At 69.1% G+C, this 16,284-nt stretch carries 15 protein-coding genes; 9 read left to right on the forward strand and 6 right to left on the reverse strand.

Annotated features, from left to right (window positions below; all coding sequences use genetic code 11):
• Positions 1-52: 52 nt before the first annotated feature.
• From rsmA to D571_RS0101290, 5 genes are all read right to left on the reverse strand, one after another.
• A complete protein-coding gene (gene rsmA, locus D571_RS0101270; RefSeq protein ID WP_018934865.1) occupies positions 53-898 on the reverse strand; it encodes a 16S rRNA (adenine(1518)-N(6)/adenine(1519)-N(6))-dimethyltransferase RsmA in 846 nt (281 codons plus the stop codon).
• A complete protein-coding gene (gene pdxA / locus D571_RS0101275) occupies positions 895-1,890 on the reverse strand; it encodes a 4-hydroxythreonine-4-phosphate dehydrogenase PdxA (protein WP_018934866.1) in 996 nt (331 codons plus the stop codon). The genes rsmA and pdxA overlap by 4 nt, the downstream gene beginning before the upstream one ends.
• Positions 1,891-1,894: 4 nt before the next feature.
• A complete protein-coding gene (locus D571_RS0101280) occupies positions 1,895-3,244 on the reverse strand; it encodes a peptidylprolyl isomerase (protein WP_026287485.1) in 1,350 nt (449 codons plus the stop codon).
• A 103-nt stretch (positions 3,245-3,347) separates the two neighbouring features.
• On the reverse strand, positions 3,348-5,579 hold the full coding sequence (locus D571_RS0101285) for an LPS assembly protein LptD (protein ID WP_018934868.1): 2,232 nt from the start codon (positions 5,577-5,579) through the stop codon (positions 3,348-3,350).
• A gap of 6 nt (positions 5,580-5,585) precedes the next feature.
• Positions 5,586-6,227 carry an adenylate kinase gene (locus D571_RS0101290; RefSeq protein WP_018934869.1) on the reverse strand — a complete coding sequence of 214 codons (642 nt, stop codon included), beginning with the start codon at positions 6,225-6,227 and terminating at the stop codon, positions 5,586-5,588.
• A 178-nt stretch (positions 6,228-6,405) separates the two neighbouring features.
• On the opposite strand from D571_RS0101290, the gene ppa reads away from it, so the two are divergent.
• The 9 genes from ppa to lipB all read left to right on the forward strand — a co-directional run bounded on the left by ppa (position 6,406) and on the right by lipB (position 15,250).
• The gene (gene ppa / locus D571_RS0101295) at positions 6,406-6,942 is read left to right on the forward strand and encodes an inorganic diphosphatase (RefSeq protein WP_018934870.1); all 537 of its coding nucleotides are present in this window, start codon (positions 6,406-6,408) and stop codon (positions 6,940-6,942) included.
• A 119-nt stretch (positions 6,943-7,061) separates the two neighbouring features.
• Positions 7,062-8,981 (forward strand): penicillin-binding protein 2, encoded by a 1,920-nt coding sequence (gene mrdA, locus D571_RS0101300; protein WP_018934871.1) that lies wholly within the window; start codon positions 7,062-7,064, stop codon positions 8,979-8,981.
• Positions 8,978-10,096 carry a rod shape-determining protein RodA gene (gene rodA / locus D571_RS0101305; RefSeq protein WP_018934872.1) on the forward strand — a complete coding sequence of 373 codons (1,119 nt, stop codon included), beginning with the start codon at positions 8,978-8,980 and terminating at the stop codon, positions 10,094-10,096. The genes mrdA and rodA overlap by 4 nt, the downstream gene beginning before the upstream one ends.
• Positions 10,093-11,097, forward strand: coding sequence for a lytic murein transglycosylase B (gene mltB, locus D571_RS0101310; protein ID WP_018934873.1), 1,005 nt, complete (start codon positions 10,093-10,095; stop codon positions 11,095-11,097). Before rodA ends, mltB begins: the two co-directional genes overlap by 4 nt.
• On the forward strand, positions 11,069-12,055 hold the full coding sequence (locus D571_RS0101315) for a septal ring lytic transglycosylase RlpA family protein (RefSeq protein ID WP_083916855.1): 987 nt from the start codon (positions 11,069-11,071) through the stop codon (positions 12,053-12,055). Before mltB ends, D571_RS0101315 begins: the two co-directional genes overlap by 29 nt.
• A gap of 71 nt (positions 12,056-12,126) precedes the next feature.
• Complete coding sequence (locus tag D571_RS0101320) at positions 12,127-13,362, forward strand: D-alanyl-D-alanine carboxypeptidase family protein (RefSeq protein WP_026287487.1); 1,236 nt, start codon at positions 12,127-12,129, stop codon at positions 13,360-13,362.
• A gap of 7 nt (positions 13,363-13,369) precedes the next feature.
• The gene (locus tag D571_RS0101325; protein WP_018934876.1) at positions 13,370-14,281 is read left to right on the forward strand and encodes a D-amino acid aminotransferase; all 912 of its coding nucleotides are present in this window, start codon (positions 13,370-13,372) and stop codon (positions 14,279-14,281) included.
• Complete coding sequence (locus D571_RS0101330; RefSeq protein WP_018934877.1) at positions 14,274-14,549, forward strand: YbeD family protein; 276 nt, start codon at positions 14,274-14,276, stop codon at positions 14,547-14,549. Before D571_RS0101325 ends, D571_RS0101330 begins: the two co-directional genes overlap by 8 nt.
• A complete protein-coding gene (gene lipB / locus D571_RS0101335; RefSeq protein WP_038046592.1) occupies positions 14,546-15,250 on the forward strand; it encodes a lipoyl(octanoyl) transferase LipB in 705 nt (234 codons plus the stop codon). The genes D571_RS0101330 and lipB overlap by 4 nt, the downstream gene beginning before the upstream one ends.
• Positions 15,251-15,293: 43 nt before the next feature.
• Here lipB and lipA read toward each other — a convergent pair whose 3' ends face one another.
• Positions 15,294-16,262: a lipoyl synthase gene (gene lipA / locus D571_RS0101340; protein ID WP_018934879.1), complete on the reverse strand. Its 969-nt coding sequence runs from the start codon at positions 16,260-16,262 to the stop codon at positions 15,294-15,296.
• Positions 16,263-16,284 lie beyond the last annotated feature (22 nt).

Raw genomic sequence — 16,284 nt, forward strand, 5'->3', positions numbered from 1 at the left:
AAAGACGGATGCGGCGCGGGGCCGTGCAGGTGCCCGGGTGTATGTGCTCGGGTCACTCGGCCGGGTCGGGGGCGGGATCGCGGGTGCGCCGGGCGAGGGCATCGAAGCCGGCGATGTCCACGGTCTCCGGGCGCTGGCCCGGATCGAGGCCGGCGGCCTCGATGTCCGTGGCCTCCAGCAGGCCGGCGAGTCCGCGGCGCAGGGTCTTGCGCCGGCTGGAGAAGGCGCGGTTGACCAGGGCGGCGAAGGCCGGCAGGCGGTCGGCCGGTACCTGCGGCTCAGTGTCGGGGACGATACGCACCACCGCGGAGTGCACCTTCGGCGGCGGGCGGAAGGCCCCCGGCGGGACCCCGAGAAGTTCGGTGGCGCGGGCGCGGGCGGCGACCATCACGCTCAGGCGCCCGTAGCGCTTGCTGCCGGGGCCGGCGGTGATGCGTTCCACCACCTCGCGCTGCAGCAGGAAATGCATGTCGCGGATGCGTTCGCTCTGCCCCAGCAGGTGGAACAGCAGCGGGGTCGAGATGTTGTAGGGCAGGTTGCCGACTACCCGCCAGCCATCGTGCGGGGTCTCGCCGAGATCCGCCAGGTCCAGCGCCAGGGCGTCGCCGGTGTGCAGGATCAGGCGTTCGGGCGGAAAACGTTCGCGCAGGGCAGCGGCCAGGTCGCGGTCGATCTCCACCGCCTCGAGCCGTTCCAGCCGTTCCAGTAACGGCCCGGTCAGGGCTCCGCGCCCGGGGCCGATCTCCAGCATGCGGTCCTGTGGCCGTGGATCGATCGCGCGCACGATGCGCTGCAGGATCGCCGGGTCGTGCAGGAAGTTCTGCCCGAAGCGGCGGCGCACCGGCCCGGGTGCGTCTTCGGAGACGGCTTCGCGCCGGGAACCGCGGCGCCGGCTCACCGGGCGCCCCCCGCGGCCAGCCGGCAGGCCAGCGCCTCGGCGGCCGCCAGGCTGCCGGGGTCGGCGTGGCCGGTGCCGGCCAGGTCCAGTGCCGTGCCGTGATCCACGGACGTGCGCACGAAGGGCAGGCCGAGGGTCACGTTGACCGCCTCGCCGAAGCCGGCATGTTTGAGCACCGGCAGTCCCTGGTCGTGGTACATCGCGAGCACTGCATCCGCCGTGGCCAGCGCGCGCGGGGTGAAGGCGGTGTCGGCCGGCAGCGGGCCGACCAGCTGCATGCCGCGCTCGCGCAGGCGGTTGAGTACCGGCTCGATGACGTTCTGTTCTTCCTGCCCCAGCACGCCGCCTTCGCCGGCATGCGGATTGAGGCCGAGCACGGCGATGCGCGGCCGCGCGAGGCCGAAATCGCGGCGCAGGTCGTGGTCGAGGATATGCAGGGTGCGTTCCAGGGCCGGCGCGGAGATCGCGTCGGGGACCTCGCGCAGGGGCAGATGCGTGGTCACCAGGGCGACCCGCAGGTCGCCGGCAACCAGCATCATCACCGGGCGGCCCGATCCGGCGCGCTCGGCCAGCCATTCGGTGTGACCGGTGAAATCGTGGCCGGCGCGGTGGATCACGCCCTTGTGTACCGGTGCCGTGACCATCGCGTCGAACCGGCCCTCAAGGCAGCCGTCGGCAGCCGCGGCCAGCAGAGCCAGCACGTGGCCGGCGTTGGCCGGCTCCAGCTGTCCCGGGACCACGCGGGCCTCCACGGGCTGTTCCAGCAGCTCGAGGGTGCCGGCGGGGGTGGCCCGGCGCGGGGCCTCGGGGTCGAAGCCGCGCAGGGTCAGGTCGATGCCGAGTTCGCGCGCGCGCCGCTCGAGCACGCCGGGGTCGCCGATGGCGACCCGCTGGGCGTTGCCCGCGGAGCGTGCCAGCATGGCCAGCAGGTCGGGCCCGATACCGGCGGGTTCGCCGGCGGTCAGGGCCAGCCGCGGGACGGGTTCGGTCATTCGTTCAGGATGCGAGTTCGTCGACGCGATATTCGACGTAGGCGCCTTCCCGCAGGCGGCGCAGCCACAGCTCCATCTCGTCTTCGCGCTTGCGGTTCTGCAGTACTTCGCGGGCGCGGGCGCGGATCTGCTCGCGGGTGGTGTCCACCTCGCGGCGGTCCAGCACCTCGATGATGTGCCAGCCGAATTCGCTCTGCACCGGCTCGCTGATCTCGCCCGGCGGCAGCTGGTTCATGGCCTGTTCGAAGCCGGGGACCAGCTCCCCGGGGCTGATCCAGCCCAGACGGCCACCCTGGGCCGCGGAGCCCGGGTCGTCGGAGTTGCCGCGGGCCAGGTCGCCGAAGTCGTCGCCCTCCTGCAGACGGTTGTACAGCGAGCGGATCTGACGTTCGGCCTCTTCCTCGCTGCGCACCTGATCGGGGCTGATGAGGATGTGGCGTACCTCGGTCTGCTGCACGGTGGTCTGGTCACCGCCCTCGCGGTCTTCGAGGCGGATGATGTGGAAGCCCTGAGGCGAGCGCAGCACGTCGCTGACCGCGCCGGAACGCATCAGGATCGCCTGGCGCGCGAGCAGTGCCGGCAGTTCGGCCGGTTCGCGCCACCCGAGGTCACCGCCTTCCATGGCCGCCGGGCCGTCGGAGGCCTCGGTTGCGACGACGGCGAAGTCCTCGCCTTCACGCACCCGGCGGCGCAGCTCCTCGGCCTTTTCGCGGGCCTCGCGGATCTCGCTGCTGGAGGCGTCCTGCGGGACCGCCACCAGGATGTGCGACAGGCGGTAGCGCACGTCGCGGTCGATGGCCCCGCTCTCGGAGGCGATCAGGTCGTCGATCTCCTGATCGGAGACCCGCACCTGGCGGTCCACCTGGCGGCTGCGCAGCTGGTTGATGGTCAGTTCCGTGCGGATCTGTTCGCGGAAGGCCTCGAAGTCCACGCCGTCCTGCATCAGGGCCTGGCGCAGCTGCGGCAGGGTCAGCCGGTTCTCGCGGGCGATGCTCTCCATGGCCCGGTTGAGGGTCATCTCGTCGATGTTGATGCCGATCCGGCGGGCTTCCTGCAGCTGTACGCGTTCGGTCACCAGCTGTTCCATCACCTGCCGCGCGAGGGTGTTCTGGTCCGGGGGTTGCTGTCCCTGTTCGGACATCTGCTGGGCGACCAGATTCATGCGCTCCACCAGCTCGCGCTGGGTGATCACGTCTTCCTCGACAATGGCGAGGATGCGGTCGGTGAACTGATCTTCTTCCGGCGGGGTGATGGCCGGGGCGGGGGTCCCCGCATCGCTGGCGGCGCCCGGGGTGACCGGTGCCTGCACGCCGGCATCGGGTGCGGCGGCCTCGCCCGCCCCGTCATCGGGCATCGACAGCGGCGCCTGCTGGGCGTGGGCCAGCGGGGAAAGGGTCAGGGCCAGTCCGGCCAGCAGCAGGGGGCGGGCAAGCATGCCCGCACGGCGACCGACGGTTCTAGCGGTCGGGATGTGCATCATATCCGGCAATACCTTCGCTCAGGATGCTGTCGACTCCACCGTCGAAACGGGCCAGTCCGTCCAGCGTGATCTGGAAATGGATCGCGTTGTCGTAGTTCAGGTCGGAATCCAGCGAACGTCGGGCGACCACCCGCAATCCATAACAGCAACTACGATACTGGAGACCGGCCAGAAGTTCGAGATCGCGCTCGCTGCGCAGGCTGTAGTTCCAGCGGCCGATCAGATCGATCCGGTCGCCCGCGGGCCACAACACGGAGACATCGGTCTGTTCCAGCTGGTCGGCCCGCTGGCGGTAGCCGAGGTTGATGTGGCGCCGTTCGTCGGGGTTCCAGGAGACGCTCAGGGCGGCCAGGGAGGTGTCCTCTTGCTCGCGGTTGTAGAGCACCGAACCCCGCCCGTCCCAGGCGTCGCCGACCCGCAGGCGGCCCTCGACCGCCAGATCGGAGTGGCGCTCTTCCAGTGCGGGGTCGCCGGGGTTGCGGCGGACCTCGCGGTCGCGGAAGTAGCGAATCTCGCCGATCGAGAGTTGCGCGCGTTCCTGACCGCTGGCGGTGTCCAGGATGCGGCTGGTCAGCGCAGCGGTCAGCTGATGGGTGTCGCCCACCCGGTCGGCGCCGGTGAAACGGTCCAGACTGAACAGGTTGTCGAAGCTGAATTCGCGTTCGCCGGTGTCGAAAACCGGGATGTCGTCCTGATCACGAAAGGGCACATAGCCGTAGAAAAGCCGCGGCTCCAGGGTCTGCAGCCGTTCGCCGTCGGCCAGGTCGCGTTCGAAGATCAGGCCGCTGTCCAGCGAGGCATGCGGCACGGTGCGGCGGATGGACTCGGGGCCGGGTTCGCCCCGGCGGTCCAGGTCGTATGCGGTGTAGCGCACGCCGGCGCTCGGCTCGACGAACAGCCCGCCGGTGTCGTAACGCCAGGCCACCTTCGGGTCGAGGTCGAAGCGCGTGCCCGTGGGCCGGTCCGAGACCCGCTCCTGGCGGGCGAAGCGCACCAGTTCAGCGTCCAGGTCCCAGGTGACTCCCCCGCCGGCCCATTCGCCGGCGTACTCGCCGGCCTCGAGCGTGATCTGGGGCAGGCGCTGGTAGGGTTCGCGGCGCTCGGCGACGTCGGTGTCGACGATCTGGTAATCCTCGATACGGGTGCGCAGGCGATACTGCGGCCGGTTCCAGGTCAGGTCGGCGCGCCGGCGCAGGTCGCGCACCGAGCCGGAGTAGCGGTCGGCGGAGCCGAAATCGCGGAAATAGTCGGGATCGGAGACGTCCGCGGCGTCGATGTCCAGCCGCAGGTCCGAGGTCAGGCGGGTGCGGTGTTCCCAGGCGACGAACTGGCGATCCTCGCCGGTCTCGCGATCGTCCGGCAGGTAGCGGAAATCGATCATGCCCTCGTGTGACGGTCGCAGGTAGCGGAACTCGGTACCCAGCTTGACCCCGCGGTCGGCCATGATGCGCGGCGTGAACGTGGCGTCGTAATTGGGGGCGATGTTCCAGTACCACGGCAGGGACAGATCGGCACCGGTGCGCCCGCCGGTGCCGAAACTGGGCAGCAGGAAGCCGGACTTGCGCCGGTCGTCCAGGGGGAAATCGATATACGGGGTGTAGGCCACCGGGACGTTGCGCACGCGCAGCACGGCGTGGCGGGCGACGCCCCGACCGCTTTCCTGGTCGAGATCGAGGCGGGCCGCGTCCAGGCGCCAGGAGTCGCGGTCCACCGGGCAGGTGGTGTATTGCGCCTGCTCGAAGCGGTGACGGTCACGATCGAGCTGCATGCCGGTGCCGGCCTCGCCGCGTGCCGGGACCGAACGCACCATGTAGTCGATGCGGGTCAGCTCGCCGGTGTCGTCGTCGATGCCGAAACGGCCGTCCTCGCCCTCCAGCAGCAGGTCGCCGTCGAACAGCCGGACCGCACCTTCGGTACGGGCCACCCCGCGTGCGCGGTCGTAGTCGAGGACCTCGGCATCCAGACGCTGGCGGTCGCGGAACAGCCCCACGTCCCCCTCGGCGCGGACCCGGTCGCCTTCGCGCAACACGTGATCGGCATCGATCTCGCGCACCCCGGGCGGCAGCTCGCGCAGCTCGGGCCACACGGCCTCCGGGGCAAAGGCGCAGCCGGGCGGGCGTTCACCGCCGAACGCGGTGTCCGCCGCGCCGGCTGCCGGTGCCGCTGCCATCAGCAGCAGGGACACGGCCGCGGCGCGCGCCGGCTGCATCGCGATTCAGGCCAGCAGGCCGCGGATTTCGTCGAAGATCAGCTCCATGTCCCGCGTGCCGTCGATGTGCCGGAGCAGGCCATTCCCGTCGTAGTACTCGATCAGCGGGCGGGTCTGTTCCTCGTAGACCTTGAGACGGTTGACCACGGTCTCTTCGGTGTCATCGGCACGATGGATCAGGTTGCCGCCACACTGGTCGCAGACGCCTTCCTTCTGCGGCGGGAAGGTGTGGGTGTTGAACACCGCACCGCAGCTCTCGCAGGAGACCCGGCCGGTCAGACGCTGCTTGAGTTCGTCGAACGGCACGTCGATCTGGATCGCGCGGTCGAGCGGGCGCTCGATGTCGGCCAGCATGCCGTCCAGGGCCTCGGCCTGGGCGCAGTTGCGCGGGAACCCGTCGAGGATGAAGCCCTTTTCCGCATCGGGCTCCTGCAGACGGTCGCGGATCAGGCCCAGCACCAGGTCGTCGGGGACCAGCTGGCCGGCGTCCATGGCGCTCTTCGCCTTCAGGCCCAGCTCGGTCTCGGCCGCCACCGCCGCGCGCAACAGGTCGCCGGTGGAGATCTGGGGGATGCCGAAGTGGCTGACCATCTTCTTGGCCTGGGTGCCCTTGCCGGATCCGGGGGCGCCCATCAGGACGATTCGCATAATTGACTCCTGCCGTGTGCCGCACGAGTGGACCGCGCCGGCACGTGGATTGGGTATCGAAAACGCAGGCGGACTTATACCGACTGACCGGAGGCCTCGCAAGCGAGCACCGGGAACCGTTCACCTGTTGCGCAGTCCCGTTATAATGCCGCGCCAACCAATCAAGCGGAAAGAGACGATGGATCTGAATCAGATTGAAGCCGGGAAGGATCTGCCCGATGACATGAACGTGGTCATCGAGATCCCCGCCCATGGCCAGCCGGTCAAGTACGAGGTGGACAAGGACAGCGGAGCGCTGATGGTCGACCGTTTCATGACGGTGGCCATGTTCTATCCCTGCAACTATGGCTTCGTGCCGCAGACCCTGTCGGAGGACGGCGACCCGGTGGACGTGCTGGTGATCACCCCGGTGCCGCTGCTGCCCGGTTCGGTGGTGCGTGCGCGTCCGGTGGGCGTGCTGCAGATGTCCGACGAGGCCGGTCCGGATGCCAAGATCCTGGCGGTGCCGCTGACCAAGCTGCATCCGGGGTACGAGAGCGTGAAAGGGCCCGAAGATGTGTCGCAGGAGCTGCTCGACAGCATCAAGCACTTCTTCGAGCACTACAAGGAGCTCGAGGCCGGCAAGTGGGTGAAGGTCGAGGGCTGGGCGGACGCCGAGGCCGCCAGGACGGAGATTCTTGCCAGCCACAAGCGTTTTCAGAAGAGCAAGATCTGAAGCAGGCCGCGCGCCCGTTGGCCTGCGCGGTGCGGACCGGGGGGATGCTGCCCCCCGGTCCGCATGCGCGCGTGCGGCGCACCCCGGGGTGGCCCTGATGGCCGCAGGCGGGTGCGTGCATGGATGAGCGCGATGCCTACGGCAAGGAGCAGTTCGATCGCCAGCGGTATGTGACGCGGGTCGTGCTGGCCCTGGTGCTGCTGGCGGCCATGCTGGGCGCGATCGGCTGGCACACGGCCGGCCTGCAGATGGGCGCTCACGAGCACTTTACCACCCTGTCCGAGAACAACCGGCTGCGCATCGAGCCCATCCCGCCCAGCCGCGGCGTGATCCGAGACCGTAACGGCGTGCTGCTGGCCGGCAACCGGGCCTCCTATCAGCTGGAGATCACGGTGGAGCAGGCGGGGGATCTGGATGCCCTGCTGGAACGGCTGGAAGATTTTGTCGAACTGTCCGACGCGGACATCGAGCGGTTTCACCGCGGGGTGGGGCAGCGTCGCCCGTTCCAGCCGGTGCTGCTTAAGGCCGGGCTGGATGACGAGACCGTGGCCCATCTGTCGGTGGCGCGCCACGAGCTGCCCGGCGTCGAGGTGGAGGCGCGCCCCCTGCGCTACTATCCCGCCGGCGAGGCCTTCTCGCATGCCGTGGGCTATGTCGGCCGGATCACCCGCGAGGATCTGCAGCGCGTGGATCGGCGGGCCTACGCCGCGACCTCCCATATCGGCAAGACCGGCATCGAACGCTACTACGAGGACCTGCTGCATGGCCGTCCCGGATATCGGCAGGTGGAGGTCAACGCCCAGGGGCGGACCATCCGCGAGCTGGAGGTGACCCCGCCCGAGCCGGGGACCGATATCCATCTGACCCTGGACTACAACCTGCAGCTGGCGGCCCGTCGTGCGCTGGGAGACCAGCGCGGGGCCATCGTGGCGATCGAACCAGCCACCGGTGACGTGCTTGCGATGGTCAGCGCCCCGGGCTTCGACGCCAATCCGTTCGTGAAGGGTCAGTCGCAGGAGGAATTCGCTACCTTGCGCGGCGACCCCATGCGGCCGTTGTTCAACCGGGTGCTGCACGGACGCTATCCCCCGGGTTCCACCATCAAGCCCATCGTGGCGCTGGCGGGGCTGCACGAGGAGGAAACCACGGCGGAGCGCGAGATGTTCGCCCGCGGCTACTACCAGTTGCCGGGCGACGACCGGCGTTTCCGCGACTGGCGGCGTGAGGGCCATGGCCGGGTGGACATGTCGCGGGCGATCGCGGTGTCCTCGGACGTCTATTTCTACGACCTCGGCCATGAACTGGGCATCGACCGGATCACGCCCATGCTGGAGGCCTTCGGCATCGGCGAGCCCACCGGCCTGGACATCATCGGCGAGAGCACCGGCATCCGGCCGGGACGTGACTGGAAGCGCTCCACCCACGGTACCGTCTGGTACCCGGGCGAGACGCTGATCACCGCCATCGGGCAGGGCTACATGCTCAGCACGCCGCTGCAGATGGCCGATTTCACGACCACCCTGGCGAACCGGGGCACGCGTCTGCGCCCGCGCCTGCTGCAGGCGATGGGCGATGGCCGCGACGACGCGATGGCCGAGACCCTGCTGCCGCGCGAACGCGCCCCGGTGGAGGTGGAACCGCAGCACTGGGACGTGATCCACGATGCCCTGGTGGAGGCGGTACACGAACCGCATGGCACCGCATGGGGCAGCATCGGCAGCACGCGTCCGGAATACACCATCGCCGGCAAGACCGGGACCTCGCAGGTCTTCGGTCTGGAGCAGGACGAGGAGTACGACCAGGACGAACTGCCGCGGCACCTGTGGGACCACGCGCTGTTCACGGGCTACGCCCCGGCGGAGGATCCGCAGATCGCGGTGGCCGTGCTGGTGGAGCATGGTGGCAGCGGCGGCCGGGTGGCCGCGCCCAAGGCGCGCGAGGTGATGGATGCCTGGCTGCTGCGCGGCGGCGGTCTGGGAATCGAGGACGCGGTCGCGGACGCGGCCGAGGATCCGGATGACGAGGGGGACGGGGAATGATCAGCGTGACCGGGCGCGAACTTTCGGTCGGGCAATGGGCCCTGCGCAGCCTGCGTCTGGACGGGGCCCTGCTGCTGCTCCTGATCCTTCTGCTGCTGCTCGGGCTGGTGGTGCTGTTCAGTGCCACCGGCGAGAGCCTGGCCGCGCTGGAACGGCAGGTGCTGCGGATCGGTTTCGGGGTGGCGGCGATGCTGCTGATTGCGCAGGTGCCGGTACGGGTGCTGCGCGCGCTGGCACCCTGGCTGTTCGTCGGCGGCCTGGTGCTGCTGGTGGCGGTGCTGTTCTTCGGCGAGATCGGCAAGGGCGCGCGGCGCTGGCTGGACGTGGGGCTGGTGCGCTTCCAGCCCTCCGAGATCATGAAGCTGGCGGTGCCGATGATGGTCGCCTGGTACCTGTCGCTGCGGCAGGAGGCCCCGCGCGCGCGGGATCTGCTGGTGGTGGTGCCGATGATTCTGGTTCCGGTGTGGCTGATCATGGAACAGCCGGATCTGGGCACCGCGATGCTGGTGGCGGCGGCCGGCCTGCTGGTGATCTATCTGGCCGGTCTTTCCTGGCGCTGGTTCGCCGGGCTGGCCGTGGCCGCGGCCGCGGCGGCCCCGGTGCTGTGGCTGCAGATGCACGACTACCAGCGCCAGCGGGTGCTGACCCTGTTCAATCCCGAGTCGGATCCGCTGGGGACCGGCTACCACATCATCCAGTCGCAGATCGCGATCGGTTCCGGGGGACTGTACGGCAAGGGCTGGCTCAACGGGACCCAGTCGCAGCTGGATTTCCTGCCGGAGCGGTCCACCGATTTCATCTTCGCGGTGTATGCCGAGGAGTTCGGCTTTATCGGCGTGGTGCTGATGCTGGCCCTTTACTTCGCCATCGTCGGGCGCGCGCTGTGGCTGGCGGCGCTGGCGCAGGACCGGTTCGCCCGTCTGCTGGGCGGCAGCATCGCCCTGACCTTCGCGGTCTACATGGTCGTCAACATCGGCATGGTCACCGGATTGTTGCCGGTGGTGGGGGTTCCGCTGCCTCTTGTGAGCTATGGCGGAACATCACTGGTGACGCTCATGGTGGCCTTCGGTATTCTCATGAGCATTGCCTCCGAAAAACGTCTGGTGAACCGATGAAGCCCCTTGATCCACGCCGCCCGCTGGCGATCGTTGCCGCCTGTGTGCTCGCCCTGTCCGCGTCGGCCGCGGCCTCCGAATACCGGGCCGGCGAGACCCCTTATCTTGAACGTTCGGAGGTCCGGGACTTCATCGACGAAAAGGTCGAGGCGGGCTTTGAACGCGAATGGCTGGAAGAACTGTTCGAGGAGGCGCAGCCGCGCCAGGACATCATCGACAGCATCTCCAGCCCGGCCGAAGCCCTGCCGTGGAAGGACTATCGGCCGATCTTCGTGAACGAACGCCGGGTGCGCCGCGGGCGCGAGTTCATGGAGGAGCAGGCGGAATGGCTGGAGCGCGCCGAGGAGCGCTTCGGCGTCGAACCGGAGATGATCACGGCGATCATCGGCATCGAGACCGATTACGGACGCAACACCGGCAGTACCCGCGTGCTGGATGCCCTGGTGACGCTCGGGTTCGACTACCCGCCGCGGGCGGCTTTCTTCCGCAGCGAGCTGGGCCACCTGCTGGAGCTGGTGGAGGAGGAAGACCTCGAGATCCTCGAGCTGAACGGTTCCTATGCCGGCGCAATGGGCTACGGCCAGTTCATCTCCTCCAGCTACCGCCATTACGCGGTGGATTTCGATGACTCCGGGCGGCGTGATCTGCTGGGCTCCTGGCCCGACGCGATCGGCAGCGTGGCGAACTACTTCGCCGAGCACGACTGGCGCTGGGGGCAGCCGGTGGTGGTCCGCGCCGAGGTCGACGATCATCCCGAGGAGCTCGTCGAGCAGGGCTACACCGCCCGCTTCGACCTGAACGAGCTGGCCGAACACGGCGTGCGCCCGGCCGACCCCGACTCGGTCGATCCGGACCGTGATTATTCGCTGGTCCATCTGGAGGCCGACGAGGGCGACGTCTATTATCTGGGCTATCCGAATTTCTACGTGATCACGCGATACAACCGGAGCCCGCTGTATGCGATGGCCGCCCATGAGCTGGCGCAGGCACTGTACGACTGATCCGCGCGTTGCAATGCGGTTCGGTGCCGGCGGGGCAACGCTGGCGCTCGGGCTGATCCTCGCCGGCTGTTCGGGGACCCCGGATCGCGACCGTCCGCTGGGAGATGCGGCCTACGACAGCTATCCCGAGCCCGACGAGGTCCCCCGCGATCTGGCACTGCTCCCGGATGCCGAGCCCACCGACGAACCGCCCAGCCGGTACGGCAATCCGCCCGAATACGAGGTCTTCGGCCAGCGTTACGTGACCCTGTCCTCCGCGGACGGCTTCGAGGAGGAGGGAGTGGCCTCCTGGTATGGCACGAAGTTCCACGGCCGCCGTACTTCCAGTGGCGAGCCCTACGACATGTACGCGATGACCGCCGCGCACAAGAAGCTGCCGCTGCCAAGTTTCGTGGAAGTCGAGCACCTGGAGAACGGGAATCGGGTAGTGGTGCGGGTGAATGATCGTGGCCCGTTCGTGGACGACCGCATCATCGACCTTTCCTATGCCGCGGCCCATCGTCTGGGCATGACCGACGAGGGCGTGGCGCCGGTGCGGATCCGCGCGGTGGGGCCGGGCGACGTGAACGGCGAGCCGCAGGTCGCGGAGCAGGAGGCGTCCGAGGCCGAGGCGCCGGAACGGGTGGCGGAGCCGAACTCGCGCCAAAATACGGGTCGCAACGAGGCGACCGGGACCCGGCAGGTCGCGGCGGTGCCGGATGACGCGTCGATCGGTAACGGGGCGGCGCGTTATATCCAGGTCGGGGCCTTCGGCGAGCGCACGAGCGCACAGCGGCTGCGCGAAAGCCTGCAGGCGGAGGGTTTTCGCGTCAGCGAGATCGGGCGAGTGGAGACCGCGGCCGGGCAGGAGCTTCATCGCGTGCGCGTCGGCCCGCTGCATGATGACAAGGCGGTCCGGGAGACCGCCCGGAAACTGGAGTCGGTGGCGCCCGGCGATCTGCGTATCGTGACCGATTAGGGACCCCGGTGGCGCGCGGGTCTGGTATCTTGGGGACCCCTGCGACCCACCATCGGAGATCACGTCGGTTCATGAAGGCATTGATTCGCATCATCCTGGTTTTATCTGTTTTCGCTCTGGTTTTTCCGCTGGCGGCCAGTGCCGTCGAGCTGGAGCTGCCGCGGCCCGGTAGCGGCCCCTCGGCGCCGGGCAGCATCCCGTCCCCGCCGTCCGATGTCACGGCGTCCAGTTATGTGCTCAAGGACTTCGAATCGGGGGCGGTACTGGCGGAGCGCAATGCGACCGAGCGGCGCGAACCGGCCAGCCTGACCAAGCTGATGACGGCGTACGTGGTCTTCGGTGAGATCCGTGACGGGCGCATGTCGCTGGACGAAGAAGTGACCATCAGTGAACGCGCCTGGCGTACCGGCATGCAGGGTGCGTCGCGGATGTTCATCGAGGTGGGCGAGGAGGTCGCGGTCGAGGACCTGCTGCGCGGCATGATCATCCAGTCCGGCAACGATGCCTCCACGGCGCTGGCGGAACGGGTGGCCGGCTCGGAGGGTGCGTTCGTCGACATGATGAACAACCAGGCCCGGCGCCTGGGCATGCGCGACTCCTATTTCGCCAACCCGCACGGCTTGCCGGAGGAGGAGTCCCAGTACACCACCGCGGCCGACATGGCGGTCCTCGCACGGGCGCTGATCCGTGAATTCCCCGACCTCTACGGCCTGTATTCCGAGCGGTCCTTCGAATATGCGGATATCGAGCAGAGCAACCGCAATCTCCTGCTGTGGCGGGATGCCGGTTTCGACGGGTTGAAGACCGGCTGGACCTCGGCGGCCGGCTACAACCTGGTGTCCTCGGCCGACCGCAACGACCGGCGGCTGGTGTCGGTGGTGATGGGCATCGAGGCCTCGGATCACGCGACCGGCGGTACGCGGCGCGCGAATGAATCCCAGGCGCTGGTGAACTGGGGCATGCGCTTTACCGCCACCCGGCAGCTGTTCAACGGGGGCGAGGCACTGGGGACGCCAAGGGTGTACCGCGGCAGCGAACAGGAGGTCCCGGTTGGACTGGCGGAGGATTTCTGGGTGGTGATCCCGCCGGACGAGGGCGAAGAGCTGTCGGCCACGATGGAAATCGATCACCCGCTGGAGGCGCCCCTGTCCGCCGGCCAGAGGGTGGGTCGCGTGGTCGCCACTCTGGACGGGGAAACGGTGCACGAGCAGCCTCTGATCACGCTGCAGGACGTCGACACTGGCGGTTTCGTGCGGCGTGGCTGGGACGGCGCGGCGCTGTGGGTGCAGTCGGTGTGGCCGTTCTGAGGCAGTCATGAGCGTCGCGCTGTTCAATGGCGAATTCCTGCCGCTGGAGTCGGTACGGATTTCGCCGCTGGATCGGGGCTTCCTGTTCGGGGACTCGGTTTACGAGGTGATCCCCAGCTATGGCGGCCGGTTCTTTCTGCTCGATGCGCATCTGGACCGTCTCGCGCGCTCGCTGGAGGCGATTCGCCTGCCGGATCCGCTCGATCGTGCGCAATGGGAAGAACAGCTGACCGCGCTGCTGCACCACAACGGCGCCGGGGCGGGGGCGGCGGAGGGTGCGGACGGTCCGCCGCCGGATCTGGGGGTCTATCTGCAGGTCACTCGCGGCGTGGCCCCGCGTGATCATGCCTTTCCCGAGAACCCCCGGCCCACGGTGCTGGGCATGGTGAGCCCGATCCGACCGCTGGCCCCGACGGTGCGCGAAGAGGGCCTGAACGCGGTCACCCGCACGGATGATCGCTGGGGCCGCTGTGACATCAAGGCCACGACCCTGCTGGCGAACGTGCTGGCGCGTCAGGAAGCGGCGGAGGCCGGCGCGGCGGAGGCATTGCTGCTGCGCGACGGTCGCCTGACCGAGGGTGCGGCCAGCAACGCCTTCGTGGTGCGCGACGGGACGGTGATCACGCCACCGCTGGATCCCGGCCTGCTGCCCGGCGTGACGCGCGGCTTCGTCCTCGAGCTGGCCCGGCGCGCGGGCCTGCCGGTGGCGCAGCGGGCGGTAACCGATGCGGAACTGCGCGCCGCCGACGAGGTCTGGCTCAGCAGTTCCACCCGCGAACTGCTCCCGGTGACCCGCATCGACGGCCAGCCGGTGGGCAGTGGCCGACCGGGCCCCGTGTGGGCCCGTCTGCACGCCGACTACCAGGCCGCCAAGGCCGAAGCCACGCGCCAACCGCCGGAGGCCCTGTCCCATGAGTGATGAACAGGAACGCGAGACCCTGATCGAATTTCCCTGCCGCTTCCCGATCAAGGTCATGGGGGATTCGCACCCCGAGCTGATGGAAGCGGTCGAATCCTGCGTGAAAGAACACGTGGATGACCCGGACGACGCGGTGATCCAGCAGCGCGCCTCCAGCGGCGGCCGCTTCGTCGGCATCACCGTGACCTTCACCGCGACCAGCCAGCTGCAGCTGGACCGTCTTTACCGGGCGTTGGGGCAGTGCAACCGGGTCCGGATGATCCTCTGAGCCGGGTCCGGATCTGCCAGCTCGGCGAGCAGCCCTACCTGCCGGTCTGGCGGGCGATGCGGCTGCATGCGAGCGAGCGTGGCCCGGACACCCCGGATCAGCTGTGGTGCGTGCGCCACCCGCCGGTCTTTACCCAGGGGCGCAACGGTCGCGCCGAGCATCTTCTGGATCCCGGTGCGGTGCCGGTGGTGGGCATCGACCGTGGCGGCCAGGTCACCTGGCACGGGCCGGGCCAGCTGGTGGTGTACACCCTGCTGGACCTGCCGCGTCGCGGCCTCGGCGTGCGCGCTCTGGTCGAGCGTCTGGAACAGGCGGTGATCGACACCCTGGCGCACTGGGACATCGCGGCGGCGCGCCGGTCGGGCGCCCCCGGGGTCTACGTGGGAGACGCCAAGATCGCCGCGCTGGGACTGCGGGTGCGCCGCGGGATCAGCATCCATGGGCTGGCGCTGAACGTGGACCCGGCGCTGTCGGCCTTCGGTCGAATCCATCCCTGCGGTTACGCCGGGCTCGCGACCACCTCGGTGGCCGCGGAGGGCGGTCCTCGGGATCCGGAGGTCGTCAGGCGGGCGCTGCTGCGGGCGCTGCTCGCGCGGCTGGCCGTTGACCGGGATGCGCCGCCGCCCGTCGGCGAGCCCGCGGCGGAACTGCCGCAGGAACTGATCCGCTGCCTCGCACGGCCGCTGGCTACGCCGGCCTGACCCGGCCCCGCGCAAGGCGGACAGGGCCGGGCACTCAGGGAGTTCAGACCGCCTCGGACGCCTCGGTGACGCCCTGCGCCTGCAGGTCGGCGTGGTAGGAGGAGCGGACCATGGGGCCGCTGGCCACCTGCCGGAAGCCCATCTCGCGGGCGCGCTCGCCAAGCTCGTCGAACTCGTCCGGCGTGAGGAAGCGGGTGACCGGCAGGTGGTGCCGCGAGGGCTGCAGATACTGGCCGAGGGTCAGCATGTCGCATCCATGGTCGCGCAGATCCTGCAGGACCTGCAGCAGTTCGTCGCGTTCCTCGCCCAGACCCAGCATCAGCCCGGACTTGGTGGGGACGCCCGGATGCTGCTCCCGGAAACGACGAAGCAGGTCCAGCGACCACTGGTAATCGGCGCCCGGGCGCGCCTCGCGGTACAGCCGCGGCACGGTCTCGAGGTTGTGGTTGAAGACGTCCGGCGGGGCCTGGCGCATGATCTCCAGCGCGCGATCCATGCGCCCGCGGAAGTCGGGGACCAGGACTTCGATCTTCGTTTGCGGGGTGCGGCTGCGGATCTCGCGGATGCAGTCGACGAAGTGGCCGGCGCCGCCGTCACGCAGGTCGTCGCGGTCCACGGAGGTGATCACCACGTACTTCAGGCCGAGGACCTCGATGGTCTCGGCCAGATGCCGGGGTTCTTCCGGGTCCAGGGGGTCCGGGCGGCCGTGGGCCACGTCGCAGAATGGACAGCGCCGGGTGCAGACCTCGCCCATGATCATGAACGTGGCCGTGCCATGGTTGAAGCATTCACCAAGGTTGGGGCAGCTGGCCTCCTCGCACACGGTGACCAGTTTCTGTTTGCGCAGCAGGCCCTTGATGCGCTGGACCTCGGGGCGCGCCTGGCTCTGAGCGCGGATCCACGAGGGTTTGCGCTGCGGACGCGTGGTCGGGTTGATCTTCACCGGGATGCGCGAAACCTTGTCGGCGGCGCGCTGTTTTTCGCCCGGCTGGGGGCGGCGGGTTGCGGTCATGGTTCGGGTTCCTGCGGCCTTC

It is taken from the genome of Thioalkalivibrio sp. ALJ24 (assembly GCF_000377785.1).
GTDB lineage: Bacteria > Pseudomonadota > Gammaproteobacteria > Ectothiorhodospirales > Ectothiorhodospiraceae > Thioalkalivibrio.